This is a genomic window from Streptomyces anthophorae (assembly GCF_049310305.1).
Classification (GTDB): Bacteria; Actinomycetota; Actinomycetes; order Streptomycetales; family Streptomycetaceae; genus Streptomyces.
The window spans coordinates 5,845,503-5,869,001 of sequence record NZ_JBLWQQ010000001.1; the positions used below are offsets into that span (position 1 = coordinate 5,845,503).

General features: G+C 72.3%; 21 protein-coding genes. 11 read left to right on the forward strand and 10 right to left on the reverse strand.

Annotated elements, in window-relative coordinates; translation table 11 throughout:
* Positions 1 to 7: 7 nt before the first annotated feature.
* From ACNYS0_RS26525 to ACNYS0_RS26545, 5 genes are all read right to left on the reverse strand, one after another.
* Positions 8 to 916 carry a carbohydrate ABC transporter permease gene (locus tag ACNYS0_RS26525; protein ID WP_422476960.1) on the reverse strand — a complete coding sequence of 303 codons (909 nt, stop codon included), beginning with the start codon at positions 914 to 916 and terminating at the stop codon, positions 8 to 10.
* Between the two features lie 5 nt (positions 917 to 921).
* The gene (locus ACNYS0_RS26530; protein ID WP_422476961.1) at positions 922 to 1,857 is read right to left on the reverse strand and encodes a carbohydrate ABC transporter permease; all 936 of its coding nucleotides are present in this window, start codon (positions 1,855 to 1,857) and stop codon (positions 922 to 924) included.
* A 10-nt stretch (positions 1,858 to 1,867) separates the two neighbouring features.
* Positions 1,868 to 3,205, reverse strand: coding sequence for an ABC transporter substrate-binding protein (locus ACNYS0_RS26535; protein WP_422476962.1), 1,338 nt, complete (start codon positions 3,203 to 3,205; stop codon positions 1,868 to 1,870).
* A 51-nt stretch (positions 3,206 to 3,256) separates the two neighbouring features.
* Positions 3,257 to 4,438, reverse strand: coding sequence for an ROK family transcriptional regulator (locus ACNYS0_RS26540; RefSeq protein ID WP_422476963.1), 1,182 nt, complete (start codon positions 4,436 to 4,438; stop codon positions 3,257 to 3,259).
* A 182-nt stretch (positions 4,439 to 4,620) separates the two neighbouring features.
* The gene (locus tag ACNYS0_RS26545) at positions 4,621 to 5,157 is read right to left on the reverse strand and encodes an HNH endonuclease (protein WP_326023161.1); all 537 of its coding nucleotides are present in this window, start codon (positions 5,155 to 5,157) and stop codon (positions 4,621 to 4,623) included.
* A gap of 316 nt (positions 5,158 to 5,473) precedes the next feature.
* On the opposite strand from ACNYS0_RS26545, the gene ACNYS0_RS26550 reads away from it, so the two are divergent.
* Complete coding sequence (locus ACNYS0_RS26550; protein ID WP_422476964.1) at positions 5,474 to 6,550, forward strand: mechanosensitive ion channel family protein; 1,077 nt, start codon at positions 5,474 to 5,476, stop codon at positions 6,548 to 6,550.
* Between the two features lie 67 nt (positions 6,551 to 6,617).
* Here the strand turns inward: ACNYS0_RS26550 and ACNYS0_RS26555 are convergent, their stop codons facing one another.
* From ACNYS0_RS26555 to ACNYS0_RS26570, 4 genes are all read right to left on the reverse strand, one after another.
* A complete protein-coding gene (locus ACNYS0_RS26555; protein ID WP_422476965.1) occupies positions 6,618 to 7,970 on the reverse strand; it encodes an FtsX-like permease family protein in 1,353 nt (450 codons plus the stop codon).
* The gene (locus tag ACNYS0_RS26560) at positions 7,967 to 8,659 is read right to left on the reverse strand and encodes an ABC transporter ATP-binding protein (RefSeq protein WP_422476966.1); all 693 of its coding nucleotides are present in this window, start codon (positions 8,657 to 8,659) and stop codon (positions 7,967 to 7,969) included. The genes ACNYS0_RS26555 and ACNYS0_RS26560 overlap by 4 nt, the downstream gene beginning before the upstream one ends.
* Entirely contained in the window at positions 8,656 to 9,198 is a 543-nt protein-coding gene (locus ACNYS0_RS26565; RefSeq protein WP_422476967.1) for a PadR family transcriptional regulator, read from the reverse strand. Before ACNYS0_RS26565 ends, ACNYS0_RS26560 begins: the two co-directional genes overlap by 4 nt.
* Positions 9,199 to 9,309: 111 nt before the next feature.
* Positions 9,310 to 12,288: a glycoside hydrolase family 84 protein gene (locus ACNYS0_RS26570; RefSeq protein WP_422482786.1), complete on the reverse strand. Its 2,979-nt coding sequence runs from the start codon at positions 12,286 to 12,288 to the stop codon at positions 9,310 to 9,312.
* 258 nt (positions 12,289 to 12,546) lie between these two features.
* Between ACNYS0_RS26570 and ACNYS0_RS26575 the strand changes: the two genes are divergently transcribed.
* The 9 genes from ACNYS0_RS26575 to ACNYS0_RS26615 all read left to right on the forward strand — a co-directional run bounded on the left by ACNYS0_RS26575 (position 12,547) and on the right by ACNYS0_RS26615 (position 22,023).
* Positions 12,547 to 12,783 (forward strand): hypothetical protein, encoded by a 237-nt coding sequence (locus ACNYS0_RS26575; RefSeq protein WP_356376799.1) that lies wholly within the window; start codon positions 12,547 to 12,549, stop codon positions 12,781 to 12,783.
* A gap of 4 nt (positions 12,784 to 12,787) precedes the next feature.
* Positions 12,788 to 14,830: a 4-alpha-glucanotransferase gene (gene malQ, locus ACNYS0_RS26580; protein WP_422476968.1), complete on the forward strand. Its 2,043-nt coding sequence runs from the start codon at positions 12,788 to 12,790 to the stop codon at positions 14,828 to 14,830.
* A gap of 20 nt (positions 14,831 to 14,850) precedes the next feature.
* A complete protein-coding gene (locus ACNYS0_RS26585; protein ID WP_385769334.1) occupies positions 14,851 to 15,090 on the forward strand; it encodes a hypothetical protein in 240 nt (79 codons plus the stop codon).
* Positions 15,091 to 15,217: 127 nt separating this feature from the next.
* On the forward strand, positions 15,218 to 16,681 hold the full coding sequence (locus ACNYS0_RS26590) for an FAD-dependent monooxygenase (RefSeq protein WP_422476969.1): 1,464 nt from the start codon (positions 15,218 to 15,220) through the stop codon (positions 16,679 to 16,681).
* Between the two features lie 44 nt (positions 16,682 to 16,725).
* Entirely contained in the window at positions 16,726 to 17,988 is a 1,263-nt protein-coding gene (locus ACNYS0_RS26595; protein ID WP_422476970.1) for a sensor histidine kinase, read from the forward strand.
* The gene (locus tag ACNYS0_RS26600) at positions 17,952 to 18,596 is read left to right on the forward strand and encodes a response regulator (RefSeq protein ID WP_422407348.1); all 645 of its coding nucleotides are present in this window, start codon (positions 17,952 to 17,954) and stop codon (positions 18,594 to 18,596) included. The genes ACNYS0_RS26595 and ACNYS0_RS26600 overlap by 37 nt, the downstream gene beginning before the upstream one ends.
* 113 nt (positions 18,597 to 18,709) lie before the next feature.
* The gene (locus ACNYS0_RS26605) at positions 18,710 to 19,669 is read left to right on the forward strand and encodes a DMT family transporter (protein ID WP_422476971.1); all 960 of its coding nucleotides are present in this window, start codon (positions 18,710 to 18,712) and stop codon (positions 19,667 to 19,669) included.
* A 48-nt stretch (positions 19,670 to 19,717) separates the two neighbouring features.
* Positions 19,718 to 20,701, forward strand: coding sequence for an alpha/beta hydrolase (locus tag ACNYS0_RS26610; protein WP_422476972.1), 984 nt, complete (start codon positions 19,718 to 19,720; stop codon positions 20,699 to 20,701).
* Positions 20,702 to 21,087: 386 nt separating this feature from the next.
* Positions 21,088 to 22,023, forward strand: a complete 936-nt coding sequence (locus ACNYS0_RS26615; RefSeq protein WP_422482787.1) for an arsenic resistance protein — start codon at positions 21,088 to 21,090, stop codon at positions 22,021 to 22,023.
* Between the two features lie 11 nt (positions 22,024 to 22,034).
* On the opposite strand, the gene ACNYS0_RS26620 is transcribed toward ACNYS0_RS26615, so the two are convergent.
* On the reverse strand, positions 22,035 to 22,499 hold the full coding sequence (locus tag ACNYS0_RS26620) for a GNAT family N-acetyltransferase (protein ID WP_422476973.1): 465 nt from the start codon (positions 22,497 to 22,499) through the stop codon (positions 22,035 to 22,037).
* Between the two features lie 44 nt (positions 22,500 to 22,543).
* On the opposite strand from ACNYS0_RS26620, the gene ACNYS0_RS26625 reads away from it, so the two are divergent.
* The gene (locus ACNYS0_RS26625; RefSeq protein ID WP_422476974.1) at positions 22,544 to 23,467 is read left to right on the forward strand and encodes a LysR family transcriptional regulator; all 924 of its coding nucleotides are present in this window, start codon (positions 22,544 to 22,546) and stop codon (positions 23,465 to 23,467) included.
* The last annotated feature ends 32 nt before the right edge of the window (positions 23,468 to 23,499 follow it).

Below are 23,499 nucleotides of genomic sequence, written 5' to 3' on the forward strand. Positions count from 1 at the left end.
AAATCCCTTAGCCCTTTACTCCGGTGAGGGTGACGCCTTCGACGAAGGCCTTCTGTGCGAAGAAGAAGACGAGGCAGACCGGCGCCATCACCAGGAGCGTGGCCGCCATCGTCAGGTTCCAGTTGACGCTGTGCGCGGACTTGAAGGACTCCAGGCCGTAACTCAGCGTCCAGGAAGCCGGGTTCTGGGCCGCGTAGATCTGCGGCCCGAAGTAGTCGTTCCAGCAGTAGAAGAACTGGAAGAGGGCGACGGCGGCGATGCCCGGCTTGGCCATCGGCACCACGATCCGCAGCAGCGTGCGCAGTTCGCCGCAGCCGTCGACCTTCGCCGACTCGATGTACTCCTTCGGGATCGTCAGCAGGAACTGCCGGAGCAGGAAGATCGAGTACGCGTCGCCGAACGCCATCGGGATGATCAGCGGCCACAGCGATCCCGAGAGGTGGAACTGCTGTGCCCACACCAGGTACATCGGGATCACGACGACCTGCGGCGGCAGCATCATCGTCGAGATGACGAGGAGCATCGCCGTGCGCCGCCCGCGGAAGCGGAACTTGGCGAGCGCGTAGGCGACGGGGATCGCCGAGCACACCGTGAACAGCGTGCCGAGACCCGCGTACAGCAGCGAGTTCTTCCACCAGTCGAGGAAGCCGTCCGTCTGGAGGACCGCCTTGTAGTTCTCCCAGTGCCAGGAGTCCGGCCACAGGTCGCCGCTCATCGCCTGCCCGTCGCTCATCACGGAGGTGAGGAAGACGAACACGAAGGGGAGGACGAAGAGCAGTGCCACCGCGATCGCGATGCTGTGCACGGCGATCCAGTGGAGGACGCGTTGGCGGCGGGCGCGGCGCGAGGCGGGGCCGTGCTCGGGGGCGGGCCCGGCGGTGACGGCGGGGCCCGGCCTCAATGTCGTAGTGGTCATGTCGATCAGTCCTCCGCCGCGAGCAGACCCGAGCGCTTGCGCATGAGCAGCGAGGTCACGGCCATGGCAATGGCGAACAGGACGAGCGAGAGCACGCACGCCGCGCCGGTGTTGAAGTTCTGGAAGCCCATCGAGTAGACGAGCTGCGGGACGGTGAGCGTCGAGTGGTCGGGATATCCCGGCTGGATGACCGAGCCGGGGCCGATGGAGACGCCCGAGGCGATCTTTCCGGCGACGAGGGCCTGCGTGTAGTACTGCATGGTCTGCACGACGCCCGTCACCACGGCGAACCCGACGATCGGGGTGATCGAGGGCCACGTCACGTAGCGGAACTTGGTGAAGGGGCCCGCGCCGTCCAGCTCGGCGGCCTCGTACTGCTCCTTCGGTACGTCGAGCAGCGCGGCCATGAAGATGACCATGAGGTCGCCGATGCCCCACAGCGAGAGCAGGACGAGCGAGGGCTTGGCCCAGCTGGGGTCGTTGAACCAGTTGGGTCCTTCGATGCCGACCTTGGCGAGGATCTCGTTGACCGGGCCCGAGCCGGGGTTGAGGAGGAAGACGAAGGCGACGGTCGCGGCCACCGGCGGTGCGAGGTAGGGCAGGTAGAAGGCGGTCCGGAAGAATCCGACCCCGCTCTTGATCTTCGTGACGAGCAGTCCGAGCGAGAGCCCGAACACCACGCGCAGCGCCACCATCACCACGACGAGCCACACCGTGTTCCACAGGGCAGGCCCGAACAGCGGCATGTCCCGGAACACGTACACCCAGTTCCGCAGCCCCACGAAGGTGGGCGCCTTGATCTGGTTGTAGTGCATGAACGAGAAATAGACGGTGGCGAGCAGCGGATAGGCGAAGAAGGCGCTGAATCCGATCAGCCAGGGGGAGAGAAAGCCCACGGTGCGCAATCTGCGGCGCGCGGGCCGGGAAAGGGTGAGTGCCATGGCGCGTTCCTCAGTTCTGCGACTGCACGGTGTCGGCGTCGATGAGTGTGTCGAGGCGCCGCAGACCGGACTTCAGGTCGGGGACCTCACCGGCCTCCTCGCCGTAGCTGAAGTCCTGCAACTGCGTGATGTACATGCCGCCGTTGGTGGAAGGCGGCATCACCTGGCTGTGCTTGTTCTCCGCGATGTCGAGGAAGGTGCGGAACGTCGGATCGGCGTCCAGCTTCGGCGACTTGAGGGCGGCGAACGTGGACGGCACGTTGTGAATGGCGTTCGCGAAATCGACGACCTGATCGGTGTCGGACGTCAGGAACCTCACCAGTTCCCAGGCCGCGTTCTGGTGCTTGCTGCTGTGCGCGATACCGGCGACGGTGCCGGTCAGATAGCCGCGCCCGTACGTCTCGGCCTGGTCGTCCGGGACGGGCAGCGGTGCGACGCCCCAGTCGAACTTCGCCTTCGCCTCCTTCAGCATGAGCCCGCGCCACTCGCCGTCCATGTGCATGGCGAGCTTTCCGCTCAGGAAGGCGTTCTGGTTCGACATCTCGTCGCCGAACGAGGTCCGGAACCGCTCAAGGGCCTTGTAACCGCCCTGCGCGTCCCGGAGTTTCCTGGCGGTCCTGAAGAATTCGTACGAGGCGGGTTCCTCGGCGAGCCGTGAATTGCCCTTCGCGTCGAAGTACTTGGGGCCCCACTGGGCGAACAGCCGGTCCGGGCTGTTCTGGTAGAGCCGGAAGTCCGGCATGAACCCGACGCGCTTGTACGAGGAGCCGTTCTTGACGGTGAGCTTCTTGGAGTCGGCGACGAACTCGGACATGGTCCGCGGCGGCCGCTCGATGCCCGCCTTCTTGAAGGCGTCCTTGTTGTAGTACATGCCGAAGGCGTCCGCGAGGAGCGGCAGGGCGCACTGATTGCCGCGGTAACTCGTGTAGTCGAGCAGCGACTTGGGAAAGACCTCGTCCTTCTTGAGCCCGGTCTTCTTCATGAACGGGTCGAGGTCGACCCACATGCCGGAGTCGCAGTACTGGCCGACATTGTTCGTGGTGAACGAGGAGACGACATCGGGGGCCTCGCCGCCACCGGCCCGCAGGGCCTGATTGGTGGTGGCGTCCGAGACGTTGCCGGTGGCCTGCACCTTGATGTTCGGGTGCAGCTTCTCGAAGCGGGCGATCGAGTCGTTGATCGCCTTCACCTCGCCGGGCGCCGACCAGCCGTGCCAGAACTTCAGCGTCACCGGCTTCGTCGGGTCGTCGGCGGCGCTGCCGGTACTCGGATTGGCGCAGCCGGCGAGCAGCAGTCCGGCCGCGGCGAGCCCTACGGGCGCGCGCAGGGGTATGCGCCATCGCGGCATGGCGAACGTCCTTTACGTGTACGGGGATTGGGGTGTTCTGCGGGGGAGGGGTTACGCGGGGGTGCTGGTGTCGAAGACGGAGTCGCGGGCCTGGGTGAGGGCGGTGCGCAGGGCGCCGGTGAGGATGGGATCACCGGGCAGGTCACTGATGCGCAGCTGGGGGCGGGGCAGGGCGAGCCCGGTGAGCTCGGCCTCGACGCGGTCGCGCAGGGCGTCGCCGCCGCACCGGGCCACCTGGCCGGACAGCACGACGAGCTCGGGGTCCACGACGGCGACGACGGCGGCGAGCCCGGTGGCGAGGCGGCGGGCCACCTCGTCGAGGACGCCCGGCTCGGCCAGCGCCTCGCTCAAGTCCTTGACCCCACCGGCCAGTTCACGGATCGCGGCGGCGGCGACGAGGCTCTGGAGACCGCCACCCCCGTCCGGGCGGGCGACGGAGTCGGAGCCGCCGCGCGCGAGGGGAGCGCCCGGCAGCGGCATGTAGCCGATCTCGCCCGCGCCGCCGGTCGCCCCGCGCAGCAGGTTTCCGCCGAGCACGATCGCGGCGCCCACCCCCTCGTCGACGTAGGCGAGCACGAAGTCGTCGTGGTCCTGCGCGGCGCCCTCGTACTGCTCGGCGACGGCGGCGAGGTTGACGTCGTTCTCGATGGAGACGGGGGTGCCGAGCACCTGCGCGAGGTCGTCGCGCAGCGTGCGGGAGTGCCAGCCCGGCAGGTGCGGGGCGTAGCGGAGCGCTCCGGTGTGCGGGTCGATGGCGCCGGGGGTGCCGATGACCGTGGCGGTCAGGTCGCCGTGGCCGAGCCCGGCTCGGGCCAGCGCCCCGTCGACGGCCTCGGCGACGAGCTGGGCGGTGCGGTGCCGCACGTCCTCGCTGACGGCCTCGGCCTCGATGCGGCGGCGGCCGCGTTCGGCGCCGGTGATGTCGGCGACGACGGCGGTGATGCCGGTGGGGTCGGCGGAGAGGGCGGCGACGTGCGCGGTGCCTGGGTCGATCTCGTACAGCAGGGCGTTGGGCCCCGGGCGGCCGGTCTGGCTGCCGGTGGTCCGCACGAGCCCGGCGGTTTCGAGGCGGCCGAGCAGCTGGGAGGTGGTCGGCTTGGACAGGCCGGTCAGCTCGCCGATCCGGGTGCGGGTGAGCGGGCCGTGGGCGACGAGGAGGTCGAGCGCGGCGCGGTCGTTCATGGCGCGCAGGACGCTGGGGGTGCCGGGGGTGCCGGCCGCGGTGTGGACCATTGCGGGGACCCGCCTCCTCGTACTGTTAGGAAACTTTCCTATCGGGGTGCGAGGAAACTAAGCCGCCCATACGGGTGCGGTCAATAGGGGAGGGGCCGCGCACTTCACGTACGCGGCCTCTCAAGGCACGCAGGACAACCGCGCGGGACAACCGCGCAGGACAGCGAAAGCCCGGATCGAAGTCAGGCTGAAATGCCTTCGATCCGGGCCAGGGCCTCGTCCGCGCCGAATGGCTGCAAGTAGGGCAGCCAGCGCGGATCCCTATGTCCGGTCCCGATGATGCGCCAGGCCAGGCCCGACGGCGGAGCCGGTTTGTGGCGCAGGCGCCAGCCGATCTCCACCAGGTGGCGGTCGGCCTTCGTGTGATTGCAGCGGCGGCACGACGCCACCACGTTCTCCCAGGCGTGCTGACCCCCGCGGCTGCGCGGGATCACGTGGTCGACGCTGGTTGCGACGCCACCGCAGTACATGCACCGGCCGCCGTCACGGGCGAACAGTGCGCGTCGGGTCAGAGGAACGGGCCCCCGGTAGGGAACCCGGACGAACCTTTTGAGCCGGACGACGCTGGGAGCGGCGACGGTACGTGTTGCGCTGTGCATGAAGGCGCCGGACTCCTCGAGGCACGTGGCCTTGTTCTCGAGGACGAGTACGAGCGCGCGGCGGAGCGGTACGACGCCGAGGGGCTCGTACGACGCGTTGAGGACCAGGACATGCGGCACGGAGGCCTCCTTGTACGCCGGCGGCGCGTGGCTCGCGCCGGGACGATCTCCTAGCCAGTCTCCCCTCACGGCTGGTCATGGCGCCACCATGTCCGCGTAACGGGCTTGGAGTGTTTTCGACCACAAGACCCTTCATTCCCGGTCCGGGCCGGGTGAAGTCCCCTGGTGCGCCATGCGGCTTCACGTGAGCACCGTCTCTCCGTCGAATGTGACGACGATCCACACACAATGCCCCGTTAGTGTGGTGGGTCTGCCCGCTCCTGTCCCCGAGCAGCGCCGTGAGGCGGGCAGATGGCTACGCCTGGAGGTACCTGCCGTGATCTTGTCCGTCCTGTCGGAAACGGGGGCGAGCGACGCCTCGTCCGACCCCGCGAAACCCACCCTCAAGGACGCCCAGGAGCAGGCCGGACAGGCCGCCGGCTGGGTCGAGCAGAACTGGTCCACCTGGCTGAGCGTGGGCCTGCGGATCCTGCTGATCGTCGTCATCGCCCTGGTGCTGCGCGCGGTCATACGCCGCGCCATCACCAAGTTCGTCGACCGCATGAACCGCCGCGGCGAGAGCGGCGCCACCACCGCACTCGGTGGTCTTCTTGTGAACACCGAGCGACGGCGCCAGCGCTCGGAGGCCATCGGCAGCGTGCTGCGCTCGGTCGCCTCGTTCGTGATCCTGGGCACCGCGGCGCTCATGGTGCTCGGCGCGTTCAAGATCAACCTGGCGCCGCTGCTCGCCTCCGCGGGTGTGGCCGGTGTGGCGATCGGTTTCGGCGCGCGCAACCTCGTCACCGACTTTCTCTCCGGCGTCTTCATGATCCTTGAGGACCAGTACGGCGTCGGGGACACGATCGACGCGGGCGTCGCCTCCGGTGAGGTCATCGAGGTCGGCCTGCGCGTGACGAAGCTCCGGGGCGCCGAGGGCGAGATCTGGTACGTGCGCAACGGCGAGGTCAAGCGGATCGGCAACCTCTCCCAGGGCTGGTCCACCGCGGCCGTCGACGTCACCGTCCGCGCCGACGAGGACCTCGACAAGGTCAGGGCGACGCTGACCGAGGTCGCCGAGGACATGAGCAAGTCCGAGCCGTGGAACGAGATGCTGTGGGGTCCGGTCGAGGTGCTCGGCCTGGACAGCGTGCTGCTCGACTCCATGGTGGTCGGCGTCTCCGCCAAGACGATGCCCGGCAAGGCCCTGACCATCTCCCGCGAACTGCGCTGGCGCATCAAGCGGGCCTTCGACGAGGCGGGCATCCGCATCGTCGGCGGCGTCCCCGCCCAGCCGGACGCCGAGACCGCGGCCGACCCGGCGGCGGGCGTCTCGGCCCCGTCGGCCTACGCGTCGTCCACGTCACCGCAGTCGCTGGCGGCGTCGCCGATACCGCCGGCGAATCTGTCGAAGTAGGCGTCCGTACGACGAGGGCGGGGCGCGGGAGTTCTTCTCCCGCGCCCCGCCCTCGTATCGGGAGCCGTCACGCCGTCCTGAGGTGCGACGGGTGCGTCGAGCGGCGCAGCAGCGGCAGGACCGTGGCCGTGGCCAGCAGGCAGGCCGCGTAGACGCCGGCCGGGACGAGGAGCGGCAGCGCCCAGGGGACGGGCTGGTGGGTGAGAGTGGCGTACGCCGTGTGGACCGCCGTGCCGCCGACGGTCGCGAGGACCAGGGCAGGGGCCAGCGGAAGGCCCGTTTCCAGGAGCAGGGCCCGCGTCAGGGTCCGGCGCGGCACGCCTGCCGCGGACTGCGCGGCCAGTGCCCGGCGTCGCGAGGACAGCGATTCGCCGGTGCCGACGGCGAGCGCCGACAGGCCGATCAGAAGGGCGATCAGGACGGCGACGGCGGTGAGGTTCAGGCCGTACGTGTAGTAGCCGACGTTCTGGGGTTCGCCGGTCTCCGCCGCGTTCGCCGCCAGTTGGCCGAGCAAGATCTCCCGGATTCCGGCCACGCCGACCCCGAAGACGGTGACCAGGATGACGGCCGCGTGGCTGCGCGCCGCCGACCAAGCGTCCTCCTGGAGCCGGTGCGCGGCGAGCAGCACGGCGGGGTGCTCGGCGCGCGGGGCGAGCCGTCGCCCGATGACCCGGGCGGACGTCCCCGCGACCCAGACGGCGCCCGTCCCGCTCAGTACGACGGCGCCGACGACGAACAGCGGCAGCGACGCGAGCGTGCCGAGGCTGCCGAGCGACAGGACCAGGCCCGCGCCGAGCACGACGAGCAGGACGGGCACCAGCAGGCCGAGGACGGGCCCCGGCCCCCGCCCCGCCCGCTCCCGCCGCACGTACCCCAGCGGCGAGGCGATGACCCGGCGCAGCGCCACCGCGCTCGCCAGGGCGCCGAGCACCGGCATCGCGAGCACCACGAAGGCGAAGCCCAGCCACGCCAGGGGATCGACCGCCCTGCCCAGGCCCAGCACGGCCGCCGCGAACACCACGCCCCCGCCGAGCGTTCCCGCCAGGCACGCGACCCCGGCCTCCAGAGCCGCGATCCGCCGCACCTGCTTCGGTCCCGCCCCGCTGAGCCGCAGCCCGGCGAGCCGCCGGTCGCGGTGGACCGCCCCGATCCGGGCGCACTGACCGAGGAAGCCGAGCACCGGGACAAGGAGCAGCAGCAGCCCCGCGGCGACGCCCTGCCGGGTGCCCGGCTGGTCCAACAGGCCGTTCCCGTACGGGAACCAGACCTGGCCCCGCACGCTCGCGAGTGCCAGGGCCGCGCACGCGAACCCGGTCGCCACGGCGGCGCCGAGCGCCGTGAGCGCGGCCCGCCGCCGCTCCACGCGGTCCGCGCCGCGGGTCAGCAGCCACGCGAGGCGCAGCTCGCAGGAGACGCTCATCGGGTCACCGCCACCGTGGGCACGGAGGTCTCCTGCACCCTCCCGTCGTGCAGGCTCACCTCCCGGTCCGCGTAGGCCGCGACCTGCGCCTCGTGCGTGACCAGGACCACGGCCGTGTGCGACTCACGGGACGCGTTGACCAGGGACGCGAGGACCTGCTCGGTGGCGAGCGAATCGAGGGCGCCGGTCGGCTCGTCGGCGAAGACGACCTTGGGTCCGGTCACCAGGGCCCGCGCGAGCGCGACCCGTTGGGCCTGTCCGCCGCTCATCTCGCCGAGGCGCGCGTCGCGTTGGCCTCGCACCCCGAACCGCTCCAGCCACGCGTCGGCCTCCGCCCGCGCCGCCGCGCGCGGCGTCCCCGCGAGCAGCAGCGGCAGGGCGACGTTGTCGAGAGCGTTCAACTCCGGGACGAGCTGGCCGAATTGGAAGACGATTCCGAACTCGGTGCGGCGCAGCTCGCTGAGCCGTTCCTCGCCGAATCGGTCGAGCCGCCCGCCGTCGTACGTCACCGAGCCCTGGTCGGGGCGGACGATGCCGGCCAGGCAGTGCAGCAGTGTCGACTTGCCGCTGCCGCTCGCGCCCGTGACGGCGAGGATCTCGCCGGGGCGGACGTCGACCCCGGCGCCGCGCAGCGCCTGGGTTCTGCCGTAGGACTTCGTGAGCCCTTCGGCGGTCAGGAGTGGGTTCATGCTGAGGTGACCTCCGCGGTCAGGGTGGTGAGCCGGGCGGCGGTGGTGGTCATCCAGCGCAGATCGGCGTCGAGGTGGACGAGTGCGTAGTCGGCGGAGAGGACGGTGGTCAGGTCGGCACCCGGGTCGCTCTTCACGGCGGTGAGTTCGCGCATCCGGGCCATGTGCGCGGCCCGCTGTCGCAACAGGTGGGCGGCGGGGTCCGCGCCCTGGTCGGCGACCAGGATGGCGACGACGACCTTGGCGAAGATCTCGTTGGCGACGTGCGGCGCGGGCGGGGTGATCTCCGCCGCCCAGCCGAGGAGTTCGCGTCTGCCCTCGGGCGTCGACCGGTACAGCGTGCGCTCGGGGCCGCCGTCGGAGTCGGTGCCTTCGACCTCGACCAGGTGGTCGCGGACCAGTCGTTGCAGGGTCGTGTAGACCTGCGCGTAGGCGAGGGGACGGGCCTGCGGAAAGCGTTCGTCGTGCCGCCGCTTGAGGTCATAGCCGTGGCGTGGACCGTCCGCGAGCAGCCCCAGCAGGACGTGACGGGTGCTCATGCGCTGAGTATGTACGGCGTATATGTATCGAGTACATAGTGATGCGGAAGCCGGGACAAGTGGGAGGCCCAACTCCGTTTGCCGCCGGGCCCGCGGGGCCGGCCCGCGGGCTCAGTCCCGCGAGTCCCCGGCCACCCCGTACGCCCCCACCGACCACAACGAGAACCCGTACTGCGTCGCCCTCTTGTCGCCCACGATCCGCACGAAGCGCACGTCCTTCGCGTCCATGCGGACCGATTCGTGGCCGCCCTGGCCGTCGCGGACGGTCGCCGCCGTGCGCCAGGTGCGGCCGTCGCCGGACGTCTGGACGCGGTAGTGCTCGGCGTAGGCGTCCTGCCAGTGGAGGGTGACCAGGCCGAGGCGGGTGGGCTCGGCGAGTTCCACCTGCCACCATTCGCCGTCCTTCACGGGGGAGGACCAACGGGTCGACGCCTTGCCGTCGTTGGCGTCCTTCGCCGGGAAGTCCGGGGTCTCGTCACCCGACGAGGAGGCCTTGCCGGAGCGGGCCAGGTCGGGGCCCGCCGTGCGGGGGTAGGCGCGGACCGAGAAGGTGCGGGTCTCGTCGCCGAAGCGGAGGGGGATCTCGTAGGTGCCCGCCGGGGTGGTCGACGGGACCGTCACCTTCACCGGCACGTCGACCTTGGTGCCGCGCGGGAGTTCGGACTGGTGCGGCAGTTCGACCTTGATGCCGTGCGGGGCCTTCGCCGTGAGCTTCCCGCGCACGTTGTCGGGCCGCTGCCCGGTCAGGTGCGCCGTCACCTGCTCGGTCCTGCCGCCGATCTCCAGGTCCGCCTCGGTGCGGGCCAGCGTGACGGAGGCCGCGGGGGAGTCCGCGTACCAGGGGACGATGTGGGCGACCGCGTCGTCGGACGCGCCCCTCACCCGTACCGCGTCCGCGCGCGTGTCGTGCGCCTTCAGTTCCGTGAAGCCGCCGTCCGTGAGCGCGCCGATCCGCTTCCAGCCCTCGCCGGGGACGTGCGCCTCGACCGCGCCCGAGGTGCCGGGGTCGGCGAGGACCGTGACCGTGGACAGGGCGCGGGGGCGCGGGAGTTCGGCCTTCGCGCCCTTCGACGCGTCCGCGCGGTCCGTGCCCGACCAGGAGGCGAACTCCTTCTCGGCCCGCTTCAGGAAGGGGTCAAGGACGCCCTTGCCGACCGTGACGTGCGACTTCTTCACGTCCTCGCGCAGGGCCGCCAGGTGACGCGCCGCCTTCCACGCCGTCGTCTGGTCGCCGCGGCCCGCCGCCTCCAGCATGTCGACGGCGGCCTCGCCCGCCTGACCGTAGCGGCCCAACTTGTCGGCCCAGGGCCGGACTTCGGAGTCGAGGTCCGTGCCGTCGAGGGCCGAGGGCGTGCGGCGCATCTGCGTGAACGCGTCCCGCAGGGACTTCGCCGCCTTCTTGTTGCCGTCCGGGTCCGTCGTCGTGCGCGCCGTCCAGAACGCCGAGATCAGGGGCTTCAGATACGCCGACTCGTCAGCGCCGAGCACCGACGACGCGTCGTTGCCCGCGAGGGCGTGCAGCGCCTCCTCGGTCCGCTCGTCGCCGTCCGCCAGGTCGTCGATCGCGGCCTTCCAGGACTCCTGGGCCCGGTAGTCGCGCGGGTTCCAGGCGTAGTCCGCGGTCGTGAACAGCGGGATGCGGGAGGCCGCGGGCTGCTCCATCGCCGTCGCGAGGACCGCCGCCGAACCGGAGGCCACGGCGGGCTCCCGGCCCATGTACGGGCCCAGGAATATCCGGTCCTGCGCGAAGTCGTTGACCGGGTAGTTGTCCATCGTCAGCAGCTTGTGCCCGCCGCCGAACGCGCTCTGCACGCCCGCCAGTTCACCGCCGGTGATCGTGCGCGGCACCACGCCGACGCCCGTCCACGCGACCTCCACCGCGTCGTCCAGATCGCGGGCGAGCGCCGTGCGGTACTCCGTCGCGCCGTCCTGGTAGTACTCGGTCGGCATCAGGGACAGCGGCCCGGCGCCCGGGTGCCGGGCCGCCATGTGCTTCGCCACCGCGTTCGCGACCTTCGCCTGCGCCTTCGCCGCGGAGTCGGGCCCGGAGCCGAACTCCCGCGCGTCCGACTCGCAGTGCCACTCGCTGTACGACACGTCCTGGAACTGGAGCTGGAAGGCCCGCACCCCGAGAGCCCACATGGCGTCGAGCTTGCGGGTCAGCGCCTTGATGTCGTCCGGCGACGACATGCACATCGCCTGGCCCGGAGCCACCGCCCAGCCGAGCGTCACGTGGTTGGCGCGGGCCCGCTCGGCGAGCCTGCGGAAGTCGGCGCGCTGGGCGGCCGGATACGTCTCGCGCCAGCGGGCCTGGCGGTACAGGTCGTCGCCGGGCGCGTACAGATAGCGGTTCTGCTTGGTGCGGCCCATGAAGTCGAGCTGCTCAAGACGCTGCTCCGTCGTCCACGGCGTGCCGTAGAAACCCTCCGTCAGACCGCGGACCGCCGTGCCCGGCCAGTCCCGTACGACGACTCCCGCGACGGTCCGCCCGTCGATCAGCTGCCGGAACGTCTGCGCGGCGTGGAACAGGCCGTCGTCGCCGATGCCCTCGATCGCCACGGTCGGTGTGCCCGCCGCGCGGCCCACGGCCAGCCGGTAGCCGCCGGACGGCAGATCGCCGCGGGGGCTCGCGCCGAGGCCCCGCAGCGTCGCGTCGAGCGGTCCCGCCTTCTCCTTGCCCGAGTCGGGGCGGTAGTCGCCCGCGCCGCTCCTGGCCCGCGGGGACCCGGTGGCGAGCCGCACCACGAGCCGCGCGTCACGCGGCACGTCCGCCTCGGTGTGCACCTGCCGGACGTCCCGCGCCCCCGCGTCCTTGAGCGCCCTCAGCAGCGCGTCCACCGCGTACGTGTCGGAGCCCGGCGGCACCAGGAGCGTCACCTGGTCCGGGACCGTCACCCCGTCCGCCTCGTCCGAGGCCTTGAGGGACTGCGGGCGCGGCCACACCGCGGGCAGCTTCGTGTCCGGCTTCAGGTCGCCCGTGGTCGTCCCCGGCCTCGGGGGAGCGGCCGCGGCCCCCGTGGCCCCGCCCAGCGTCCCGGCGATGACGGCGACCGCGAGGGCGGCCGCCCTCTTCCTGCGCCGGAGCTGCACGGCGTACTCCTCGTTGGTTCGAAACCGACTCAAGAGGCACAAGGATAGAAGGGTGGCGGTCGTCGATGGGCGGGAACCGGCCCTACCGACGAGTTGCCTGGTCGGACGGGAGTTTTTTCGGTTCCACCGGCCCTGCGGGAAAGTTCCTTTCGTCGTACACAATGTGACCAGCAACACGTTGTCCCACGGAAAAGGTCTGCGCCCGCGCCTTCTGGGTAGGGCTTCGACTCCCGACGCCTTACGACGAAGGAGGCCCCCGTGGCCGCATCAGCACAGCTCCTGCTCTCGGCCCTCTCCAAACAGGCGGACCTCAGCATGCTCGACGACGCCGACGTCACCAGCACCAGCTCCTTCGAATCACCCCTCACCAGCGAGCCCGCCTTCACGGACTACGCCCCCCTGACTTCCGAGCCGCCCATGAACGACGAGGCGCCGCTCACCTCCGAGCCCACCCCGAACGGCCTGGCCGCGGGCTGCCCGAGCGGCCTCGCCTGAGCCCATGACGCAGGCCCGGCACGCCGCGCTGCACGGAGTGGCCACCTCCTACTCCCCGGCGCCGGGCCGCACCGTCCACGCCTCGGACGCTGCGGTGGCGGCGGCCCTCGAGGCGCTCGGCGTGGATGTCACCTCCGACCCGGCCGAGGCGCCCGAGCGGCTGCTGCCGCCCACCGTGGTGGTGTGGGCCGACGGCAGCGTCCCGCCCTGGGTGGCGGGCCTGCCCGCAGGGGCCGAGCTGCGGCTGCGGCCCGAGGGCGGGGACCGCTTCGACCCCTGGGACCCGGGCACCGCGACCCCGCCCGGCGTGCACCGGCTGCGTGTCGCTGCGCCCGAGGGGCGCACCGCCGAGGCCCACCTCATCGCCGCGCCGCCCACCGCCCCGGCCCCGCCGCCGCGCACCCACGGCCTGCTGGTCCAGCTGTACTCGCTGCTGTCCACCCGCTCCTGGGGCATGGGCGACCTCGCGGACCTGGCCGACCTGGCGTCCTGGTCGGCCCGCACCCACGGCACCGGATTCCTCCAGGTCAACCCGCTGCACGCGGCGGTGCCGAGCGGGCCCGAAGGCGGCACCGACCCGTCGCCCTACCGCCCCTCCTCACGCCGCTTCCCCGACCCGGTCCATCTGCGGATCGAGGAGATCCCCGAGTACGCGTACGTCCCCCAGCACGCCCGGGAGGCCGCCCGGCTGCGCGAGGCGGTCCTCACCGGGGGCGCGCTGATCGACCGGGACGCGGTGTGGGCGCTGAAGCGGACGGCGCTCGAAGCGATCCACGCGGTGCCGCTCACCCCCGGCCGCCGCGCCTCCTACTGCGACTTCCTCGCCGCGCAGGGCACGGCCCTGGAGGACCACGCCACGTACTGCGCGCTCGCCGAGGTCCACGGCCCCGACTGGCACACCTGGCCGGCCGCGCTCCAGGACCCGCGCTCGGCGGCCACCGCCCGCGCCCGCCGGGAGCTGATGGACCGCGTCGACTTCCACTGCCGCCTCGCCTGGCTCACCGACGGGCAGCTCGCCGCGGCCCAGCGCGCCGCCCGCGAGGCGGGCATGCCGATCGGGCTCGTGCACGACCTCGCCGTCGGCGTGCACCCCGGCGGCGCCGACGCGTGGGCGCAGCGCGACGTCTTCGCGCAGGGCATCAGCGTGGGCGCGCCCCCGGACGCGTTCAACGCGCGCGGCCAGGACTGGGGCCTGCCGCCGTGGCGCCCCGACCGGCTCGCGGAGACCGGCTACGCGCCCTTCCGCGACCTGCTGCGCAATCTGATGCGGCACGCGGGCGCCGTCCGCATCGACCACGTGATGGGCCTGTTCCGGCTCTGGTGGATCCCCGAGGGCGAGCCCCCCACCGAGGGCTGTTACGTCCACTACGACGCCGAGGCCATGCTCGCCGTGCTGCTCCTGGAGGCGGCGCGCTCGGGCACGTACGTCATCGGGGAGGACCTCGGCACCGTCGAGCCGGGTGTGCGCGGGACGCTGCACGCGCGCGGGGTGCTCGGCACGTCCGTGCTGTGGTTCGAGCGCGACTGGGAGGGCGACGGGCGGCCGGTGCCCGCCGAGGCGTGGCGCACGGACTGCGTCGCCACCGCCACCACCCACGACCTGCCGTCCACCGCCGCCCGCCTCAGCGGCGACGACGTACGGCTGCGCGAGCGGCTCGGCCTGTCGACGGCGAGCGGGGCCGAGTCGGCGGCGGAGGTCGCGGAGTGGCTCGCCCTGTTCGCCCGGATGGGCCTGCTCACGCGCGGGACGCACGACGAGGAGGAGGCGGTGCGCGCCGTCCACCGGTTCCTGTGGCGTACACCGGCCCGGATGACCGGGGTGTGGCTGCCCGACCTGGTCGGCGACCGGCGCCCGCAGAACCTGCCCGGGACCTGGGCCGAGTACCCGAATTGGCGGCTGCCGGTGGCCGACGCCGGGGGCCGTCCCGTCACCCTTGAGGAACTGGCCGCGTCGCCCCGCGCGCACGCCCTGCTCGGCGTGTTCACGGAGCCTCGCCCGGGAGCCGAAGTGCCCCTTACAGGCCCCCCGGACGCGCGGCCCGTTTAGGCGTTCGCTACGTTGGGCTCGTGGACAAGAAGAACGCCCTGCGCGCCGGCGCCCTGGCCTCCGGTACGACGCTGATGATGCTGCTCATGTCGTCCCCCGCGCTCGCGCTCACGCGCGACGACGGCGACGACCCGGGTACCGGCCTGAGCGTGATCGAGACGCTCGGCCTCTACGTGGTGACGCCGATCGTGCTGTTCCTGGTGATCGCCGGTCTGGTCGCGCTGGGCGACAAGTCCCGCAAGCAGCCGAAGCAGGGCTGAGGCTCCGCTTCCCCGAGGTTTCCCCGTCGAGGGCACCCGTCGCGTTCGGTCGCGGCGGGTGCCCTCGACGCGTCTGTGCGGGCAGGATGGGCGGGTCGATCCGGGCGTCACCGCTTCTGGAGGCCTCATGGACAGCATCGGCTCATCGCGCAACACCGGTTCAGTGATCGTGGTCGGCGCGGGCCCGACCGGACTGCTGCTCGCGGGGGACCTCGCCGCCGCGGGCGTGCCCGTCACCCTCGTCGAGCGGCGCCCCCACCAGATCAGCAATCTCTCCCGCGCCTTCGCCGTGCACGCCCGCACGCTGGAGCAGCTCGACGCGCGGGGTCTCGCCGACGAGCTCGAGGCCAAGGGCCAACGGCTCCAGCGGCTGCGGCTGTTCGGCAGCCTCTTCCTCGAACTGGCGGAGCTGCCCTCGCGCTTCAACCACCTCCTCGTCGTCCCGCAGTACGAGGTCGAGAAGCTCCTGGAGCGGCGGGCCGTCGACGCCGGGGTCACCTTCGCGTACGAGACCGAGGTGACGGGCCTTGCGCAGGACGCGGACGGCGTCACGCTCCACGTACGCGCACAGGGGGAGTCGAAGGACCTGCGTGCGGCGTACGTCGTCGGCACCGACGGCATGCGCAGCTCCGTACGGACCGCGGTGGGCCTGCCGTTCCCCGGCAAGTCCGTCATCCGCTCGGTCGTCCTCGCCGACGTACGGCTCGGCGAGCAGCCCGACAACGTCCTCACCGTGAACACGGTCGGCGACGCCTTCGCCTTCATCGCCCCGTTCGGCGACGGCTACTACCGGGTGATCGCCTGGAACCGGGCGCACGACGTGTCCGACGACGCCCCGCTCGAACTCGACGAGATCAAGGAGACCGCGCGGCTCGCCCTCGGCCAGGACTACGGCATGCACGACGCCCGCTGGATGTCCCGCTTCCACAGCGACGAACGCCAGGCGCCGAAGTACCGCGTGGACCGGGTGCTGCTGGCCGGGGACGCCGCGCACGTGCACACCCCCGCGGGCGGCCAGGGCATGAACACGGGCATCCAGGACGCCGCGAACCTCGGCTGGAAACTGGCGGCCGTGGTGAGCGGACGGGCCAGTGCGGAACTCCTCGACACCTACGAGGCGGAACGCCACCCCGTCGGCAAGGCGGTGCTGCGCAGCAGCGGCGGCCTCGTCCGCCTGGCGATGGCCAAGCGCCCCTGGACGCTCGCGGCCCGCTCGGCCCTCACCACCGCGGTGAACCGGGCCCGCCCCGCCCGCAACCGCGCCGTCGGCCAGATCACCGGCATCGGTTTCCGCTACCCGGCCCCCAGGCGCGCCCACCCGCTCGTCGGCAGGCGCGTCCCCGACATCGCGCTGCACGGCGGCACCCGGCTCTACGAGGCCCTGCGCGCGGGCGAGTTCGTCCTCGTCCTGCCCCAGGGTTCGCCGGACAAGCTGGACGGCCTCCGGGTCGCCCACTGGGCGAGCGAGCGGCGCACGGCGCTCCTGGTGCGGCCCGACGGGTACGCGGCGTGGGCGTCGGACGCGGTGCCGGATGGGGGAGTTAAGTCCACCGACCTGCCCGAGGAGTTCGCCGGATACTCGTTCCGGTAGCGGCGAACAGCCGGGATTGCGGTCGAGTCGGGGGAGTTGGCGACATGAAGCGGGTCGAGGCGGTCGGGCGGTGCCACCGGCTGTGGTGGCTGTCCATGGTGGCGTTGCACTGGTCGACGATGCTGCACATCGCGGTGTGGACGCCGGTCCCCGGCCTGCTGCCCTGGGCGGCAGCGGGCATGCGGCGCGTCGTGGACCGGGAGCGGGCCCTCGCGGCCGAGTGGTCGGGCATCGCCGTCGAGTCGACGCCCGCGCCGGTGCTCGGGAACGAGAAGGAGCGCTTCGGCCCGCTCGCCCGCTACCGCTGGGTGTTCGGGGACGCCCAGCGGTTCCGTGAGTGGCGCTGGACGACGATGTACTCCTTCGTCGGCGGCCTCATCGCCTGCGTTCCCGGGGCGCTCGTCCTCTTCGGCCTGTGGGGCGTCTTCCTCGCCTTCTTCGGCGCGTACCTGGCCCAGGACGCCGGCTGGGGCGGCCTCTGGTACACCGCGATCCCCGTCAGCGACGTGCCGACCGGCATCATGGCGGGCCTGCTCGGACTCGTCCTCGCCAAGACCGGACTGTGGATCGCGCCCTCCATGGTCGACCGCCACGCCCGCTTCGTCCGCGCCACGCTCTCCCCGACCGAGCAGGAGCTGATGGCCGCCCGCATCGCCCATCTGTCCGCGACCCGCACCGACGCCGTGGACACCTCCGCCGCCGAACTGCGCCGCATCGAGCGGGACCTGCACGACGGGGCGCAGGCCCGGCTCGTCGCGATGGGCATGACCCTGGACGCCGCCGAGCACCGCCTGAACGACGACCCGGAGGCCGTCAGGGCGCTGCTCGCGGAGGCCCGCGCCTCCTCGTCCGCGGCGCTCCAGGAACTGCGCGACCTGGTCCGCGGCATCCACCCGCCGGTCCTCGCCGACCGCGGACTCGGCGACGCCGTACGGTCGTTGGCGCTGCTCAGCCCGCTGGCGGCGGAGGTCACGGTCGACCTGCCCGCCCGCCCCGAGCCGCCGGTCGAGTCCGCGGTCTACTTCGCGGTCGCCGAGACCGTCACCAACGCGGCCAAGCACGCGGAGGCCGAGCGGCTGTGGATCGACATCACCTACGACGCGGGGACCATGGCGCTGCGCGTGGCCGTCACCGACGACGGGCGCGGCGGCGCGGACCCGGCCCGGGGCAGCGGCCTCGCCGGCATCGAACGCCGCCTCGCGACCTTCGACGGCGTCCTCGCCGTCCACAGCCCGGCCGGCGGGCCGACCCAGATCTCCATGGAGGTGCCGTGCGTGTTGTCGTCGCCGAAGACCACTTCCTGCTGAGGGACGGTCTGGTGCGGCTCCTCGGCGCGTACGGGCACGAGGTCGTCGCCGCCGTGGACAACGGCCCCGAGCTGCGCAAGGTCCTCGTCGCCGAGCGTCCTGACGTCGCGATCGTCGACGTGCGGCTGCCGCCGGACTTCAGCGACGAGGGCCTGCGCGCGGCCCTCGAAGCCCGCGAACAGGTGCCGGGCCTGCCGGTGTTGCTGCTGTCGCAGTACGTGGAGCCGCTGTACGCGCGGGAGTTGCTGGCGGACGGTGCGGGCGCGGTCGGCTACGTGCTCAAGGACCGGGTCACGAACGGCTCCGAGTTCCTGCGCACCATCCAGCAGGTGGCGGGCGGCGGCACGGTGATGGACCCCGAGGTGGTGTCGAAGCTGCTCGCCCGCAAGGTCCGCGACCAGCGGCTCGGCTCCCTGACCGGGCGCGAGCGCGAGGTGCTCGCGCTGCTCGCGCAGGGCAGGTCGAACGCGGGGGTGGCGGAGTCCCTGGTCGTCACGGAGAAGGCCGTCACCAAGCACATCGGGAACATCTTCACGAAGCTCGGCCTGTATCCGGGGGAGAGCGACAACAGGCGGGTGCTGGCGGTCCTTGCGTATCTGGAGGGCTAGCGAATGTTCTGTTCTGCTTAAAGTAATCGCCGTAAAGTTTCGATGGACGTGATGGGTAGGGCGCTGCGACGGTAGCGGGGCAACAGAACCCGCTACCGAGAGGCCCGACCCTGATGGCAGTCCTGGACCGTACCCGTACCCCGGTGGAGCCGAGAGCGGCCGGCGGGCTCGGTGTCGGCCTCGCGCTCGCCGCGCTCGCCACGGTCGTCTGGTCCGGCAGCTTCGTCACCTCGCGCGGGCTGCACGACAGCGTGCCGCCGATCCAGCACGCGTTCTGGCGCTGGATCGTGGCGATCGTCGCGGTGGCGCCGTTCGGGGTGCGGGCGGCATGGCGCGAACGGGCCGCGCTGCGGCGGCACTTGGGGTTCGTGGCGCTCGCCTCGCTGCTCGGCATCGCGACCTACAACACCCTCGTCAACCAGGCAGGCATGACGACCTCCGCGGGCAATATGGGCATGATCATGGCCGCGTCGCCGGTGGTCATGGCGGTGTACGAACGGCTCGGCGGGGCGCGGCTCGGGGCGCGTCGGGTGACCGGGACTCTCGTCGCCTGCACGGGAGTTGTGCTCCTGGTCAGCAAGGGATCCCTCGCGCCCGACTTCGCGCCCGGTGACCTGTGGGTGGTCGTCGCGGCCGTCTGCTTCGGCTCGTACAGCGCGCTGCTGCGCCGCAAGCCGCGCGAACTCGGCGGCGTGGCCTTCCTGTTCGCGACGTTCGTGCTCGGCGCGCTGATGCTGCTGCCCGTGTACGCGGTGAGCGTGGCGGTGCAGGGCGGCTTCGAGGTGCGGGCGGGCACGGTCGGTCCGCTGCTGTACGTCGGCGTGGTGTCGTCGGCCGTCGCCTTCTTCGCGTGGAACAAGGCGATCGCGCTGGTGGGGGCCGCGCGGGCGGGCGTCGTGTACTACCTCCAGCCGGTGTGCGTGGCGGTGCTTTCGTACCTCGTCCTCGGGGAGTCGATGGGGTGGGTGCAGGTGGGGTGCATGGCGCTGATCCTCGGCGGGGTGGTGCTGGCGTCGGTCGCCCCGGCGCGGTTTGCCGGAACGGCAACAAAGGCGGGGGCGGGGCGGGCGTAGCGGCAGGATCGAGGGAGCCGAGAGGTTCCCCTCGAACTGGAGGAAGCGATGTCCGACGTGCTTGATCTGCCCGAACCGGTCCACCGTCTCGTGCCGTCGCCGGCCGGCCGTACCCATCTCGTGGAGCAGGGGACGGGGCCGCTGGTCCTGCTGCTGCACGGCTTCCCCGAGTCCTGGTACTCGTGGCGCCGGCAGCTCCCGGCGCTCGCCGCCGCCGGGTACCGGGCGGTCGCGATCGACGTGCGCGGGTACGGGCGGTCGTCGCGGCCGGACGACGTCGCCGCGTACCGGATGCTGGAGCTCGTCGAGGACAACGTCGCCGTGGTGCGGGCCCTCGGCGAGGAGACGGCGGTCGTGATCGGGCACGACTGGGGGGCGAACATCGCGGCCACGTCGGCGCTGGTCCGTCCGGAGGTGTTCCGGGCGGTGGGGCTGCTGAGCGTGCCGTACGCGCCGCGGGGCGGGCCGCGGCCCAGTGAGGTGTTCGCCGGGATGGGCGGGGACGCGGAGGAGTTCTACGTCTCGTACTTCCAGGAGCCGGGGCGCGCGGAGGCGGAGATCGAGCCGGACGTACGGGGGTGGCTGGCCGGGATCTACGCGGCGATGTCCGCCGACACGATGCCGGGGGCCGGTGAGCCCGATCCGCACTTCCTCGCGCGGGGCGGGCGGCTGCGGGACCGGTTCCCGGGGGTGCGGCCGGGGTGGCTGAGCGAGGTTGAACTCGACGTGTACGCGGGGGAGTTCGAGCGTACGGGGATGAGCGGTGCGCTCGCCCGGTACCGGAACATGGACCGGGACTGGGAGGACCTCGCGGCGTACGACGGGGCGGCGATCGGGCAGCCGTCCCTGTTCGTCGGGGGTGGGCGGGATGCGTCCACGGTGTGGCTGGCCGACGCGATCGACGCGTATCCGGTGACGTTGCCGGGGCTTGTGGGGTCCCACGTTCTCGATGGGGCGGGTCATTGGCTTCAGCAGGAACGTCCCGTGGAGGTCAACGGGTTGCTGGTCGACTGGCTGCGGCACCTCTCCTGACCGGCCGACCGCCCCTACGCCACGGGGCTCCGCCCCGGACCCCGCGCCTCAATCGCCGGCGGGGCTGGTTTTGCCGAGCCTCGCGGGACTGGATTCGCCGCACCGGCGTTGCGCCCTCGGGGCTCCGCCCCGGGCCCCGCGCCTCAATCGCCGGCGGGGCTCAATTGGCTCACCCGTCGCTGGGGCTCAAGCGGGCCCATCGCCCCGCGGGCAATCGCCCCTGCCGTCGCCCATCTCCCCCCCCCGCCCCCTCCGGGGGCGTCGGCCTCGCGGGGTGCCGGAACCCGTCCCGCCTTGGGCAATCTGCCGCCTTGGGCGGCAGGGTGGGCAAGGCGGCGCCCCGGTGCCGCGCAACGTAACGTCGGGGCGTGAGTGTGACGGGGTGGATGGAGCGGCGCCAGGTGGGCGTGTACCTGGGGGCCATGGTGGCCGGAGGCTTCGTCGGGGTGGCCGCCCCGGGTGCCGGGGGCCGGCTCGAAGGGGTCATCAACCCCGTGCTCGCCGCCCTGCTGTACGTCACCTTCCTCCAGGTCCCCGCAGCGGAACTGCTGCGGTCGCTGCGTGCGGGGCGGTTTCTGGCCGCCGCGCTCACGGTCAACTTCGTCGTCGTTCCGCTCGTCGTCGCCGCCATGTTCGCGTTCCTGCCCGACGGCCGGGCGGTCCGCCTCGGCGTGCTGCTCGTGCTGCTCTGCCCCTGCGTCGACTACGTGATCGTCTTCAGCGGCCTCGCGGGTGCCGCGAGCCAACGGCTCCTCGCCGCCACACCCCTGCTGCTGCTCGCGCAGATGGTGCTGCTGCCGGGGTATCTGTATCTGTTCATGGGGGAGGGGCTGAGCGATGTCGTGGAGGCGGGACCGTTCGTCGAGGCCTTCCTCGCGCTCGTCGTCGCCCCGCTCGCCCTCGCCTGGCTCACCCAGGCCTGGGCCGCCCGCCGCCCCGCCGGGCAGCGCGTGTCCGACGCCATGGGCACGGCGATGGTGCCGCTCATGGCCGCCACCCTGCTGACGGTCGTCGCCTCGCAGGTCCCCAAGCTGGACGACAGCCTCGGGGACGTGGCACGCGTCGTGCCGTTCTACGTGCTGTTCCTGCTGGTGATGGCGTTCGCGGGACGTGCCGTGGCGCGTCTGCTCCGGCTCGACACATCCTCCGGCCGCGCCGTCGTCTTCAGCGGCGCCACCCGCAACTCCCTCGTCGTCCTCCCCCTCGCCCTCTCCCTGCCGGACCCGCTGGCCGTCGCGGCGGTGGTGGTCGTCACCCAGACACTGGTCGAGGTCATCGGCATGGTGGTCTACGTACGGGCGGTACCGCGGCTGCTCGCCTGATCGCCCGCTCGTCACAACCGCAGCTCCATCAGGGGGAGCACCCGCCCCGGCACCGAACCCGACGGCGTCACGCCCACGTGCCGCCCGCCCATCGCCTCGTAGAACGGGACCGCGTTCGGGTCCGCCGACCAGCTCACCGCGCGGAACCCGGCCGCGCGCGCCGTCTCCCGCATGTGCTCGAAGAGCAGCCGGCCCACCCCGAGGCCGATCGCGTCGGGTTCCACGAACATCAGGCCCAGCTCGCCCACCGGCGGCGGACCTTCGAGCGTCACCAGTCCGACGGGCCGGCCGTCCGCGTCCTCGGCGACCGTCGTGCGGCGGCGCACGACCTCGGAGGGGCGCAGCGTCAGCTCGTCCACGCACGCCGCCATGAAGGCGTCGTCGTAGCCCCAGTGCGCCTTCGAGCGCAGCGCGAGGGCGGAAAGGAGTGCCGCCTCGTCGGGGCGGGCCGGGCGGAGGCGCGCGGAGTGTGCCATGAGGGCAGCGTAGGACGGCCGCGCGAGCGGATACGTTGTGGCGTATGAGCAGCAGCGAGAAGCGAGTGCCGGGACCCGACCGGTGGGACGTGAAGAAGCTGGTGATCCTGCGCACCCTGCGGGAGTGCGGCACCGTCACCGCCACCGCGCAGACGCTGCTCATGACGCCGTCCGCCGTCTCGCAGCAGCTCACCAACCTCGCCAAGCAGCTCGGTGTGCCGCTCCTGGAGGCGCAGGGGCGGCGGGTGCGGCTCACCGACGCCGCGCAGCTCGTGCTGCGGCACGCGGAGGTCGTGTTCGCCCAGCTGGAGCGCGCGGACGCCGAGCTGGCGCAGTGGGTGCACGGCGAGACGGGGACCGTGCGGGTCGCCGCGTTCTCCACCGCCGTGCCCGCGCTCGTGGTGCCCGCCGTGCGGCAGCTGCGCGAGTCGCACCCGGGCATCACCGTCCGGGTGCGGGAGGCGGAGGCCGGCGAGGCGTACGAGCTGCTCGCCACCGGTGACGTGGACCTGGCCCTGTCCCTTGCGGCGCACGCGCCGACGCCCCGCGACCCCAAGTTCACGCGGGTGCAGCTGCTCGCCGACCCGCTGGACGTCGCGCTGCCGGTGGGGCATCCGCTGGCGGGCGAGCCGGGCCTGCGGCTCGCCGATCTCGCCGGGGAGCCGTGGATCTTCGGCGGGTCCGGGCCCTGGTCGGAGATCACGACGAACGCGTGCGAGGCCGCCGGATTCGTCCCTGAGCAGGCGCACAGCGCCGCCGGGTGGACCGCGATCCTCGCGATGGTCGAGGCCGGGATGGGCGTCGCCCTCGTGCCGCGGATGGCGGCGGCGCGCCGGGACGGCGTCGTGATGTGCCCGCTCGGCGCGGACCGTCCCGTACGGCACGTGGTGGCGGCCGTGCGGAAGGGCTCGGAGGAGGGGACGGCGGTGCGCAGGGTGCTGGAAGCCCTGACCGTTCAGGAAAACTGAAAGGCCACCTCGAAAACTTTCGATGGACCTGT

Excerpts from the sequence above, each read along its gene's own strand:
- ACNYS0_RS26525 (WP_422476960.1), bottom strand. The coding sequence starts at position 916 with ATGACCACTACGACATTGAGGCCGGGCCCCGCCGTCACCGCCGGGCCC.
- ACNYS0_RS26530 (WP_422476961.1), bottom strand. The coding sequence starts at position 1,857 with ATGGCACTCACCCTTTCCCGGCCCGCGCGCCGCAGATTGCGCACCGTG.
- ACNYS0_RS26535 (WP_422476962.1), bottom strand. The coding sequence starts at position 3,205 with ATGCCGCGATGGCGCATACCCCTGCGCGCGCCCGTAGGGCTCGCCGCG.
- ACNYS0_RS26540 (WP_422476963.1), bottom strand. The coding sequence starts at position 4,438 with ATGGTCCACACCGCGGCCGGCACCCCCGGCACCCCCAGCGTCCTGCGC.
- ACNYS0_RS26555 (WP_422476965.1), bottom strand. The coding sequence starts at position 7,970 with ATGAGCGTCTCCTGCGAGCTGCGCCTCGCGTGGCTGCTGACCCGCGGC.
- ACNYS0_RS26560 (WP_422476966.1), bottom strand. The coding sequence starts at position 8,659 with ATGAACCCACTCCTGACCGCCGAAGGGCTCACGAAGTCCTACGGCAGA.
- ACNYS0_RS26565 (WP_422476967.1), bottom strand. The coding sequence starts at position 9,198 with ATGAGCACCCGTCACGTCCTGCTGGGGCTGCTCGCGGACGGTCCACGC.
- malQ (WP_422476968.1), top strand. The coding sequence starts at position 12,788 with ATGACGCAGGCCCGGCACGCCGCGCTGCACGGAGTGGCCACCTCCTAC.
- ACNYS0_RS26590 (WP_422476969.1), top strand. The coding sequence starts at position 15,218 with ATGGACAGCATCGGCTCATCGCGCAACACCGGTTCAGTGATCGTGGTC.
- ACNYS0_RS26595 (WP_422476970.1), top strand. The coding sequence starts at position 16,726 with ATGAAGCGGGTCGAGGCGGTCGGGCGGTGCCACCGGCTGTGGTGGCTG.
- ACNYS0_RS26605 (WP_422476971.1), top strand. The coding sequence starts at position 18,710 with ATGGCAGTCCTGGACCGTACCCGTACCCCGGTGGAGCCGAGAGCGGCC.
- ACNYS0_RS26610 (WP_422476972.1), top strand. The coding sequence starts at position 19,718 with ATGTCCGACGTGCTTGATCTGCCCGAACCGGTCCACCGTCTCGTGCCG.
- ACNYS0_RS26615 (WP_422482787.1), top strand. The coding sequence starts at position 21,088 with ATGGAGCGGCGCCAGGTGGGCGTGTACCTGGGGGCCATGGTGGCCGGA.
- ACNYS0_RS26620 (WP_422476973.1), bottom strand. The coding sequence starts at position 22,499 with ATGGCACACTCCGCGCGCCTCCGCCCGGCCCGCCCCGACGAGGCGGCA.
- ACNYS0_RS26625 (WP_422476974.1), top strand. The coding sequence starts at position 22,544 with ATGAGCAGCAGCGAGAAGCGAGTGCCGGGACCCGACCGGTGGGACGTG.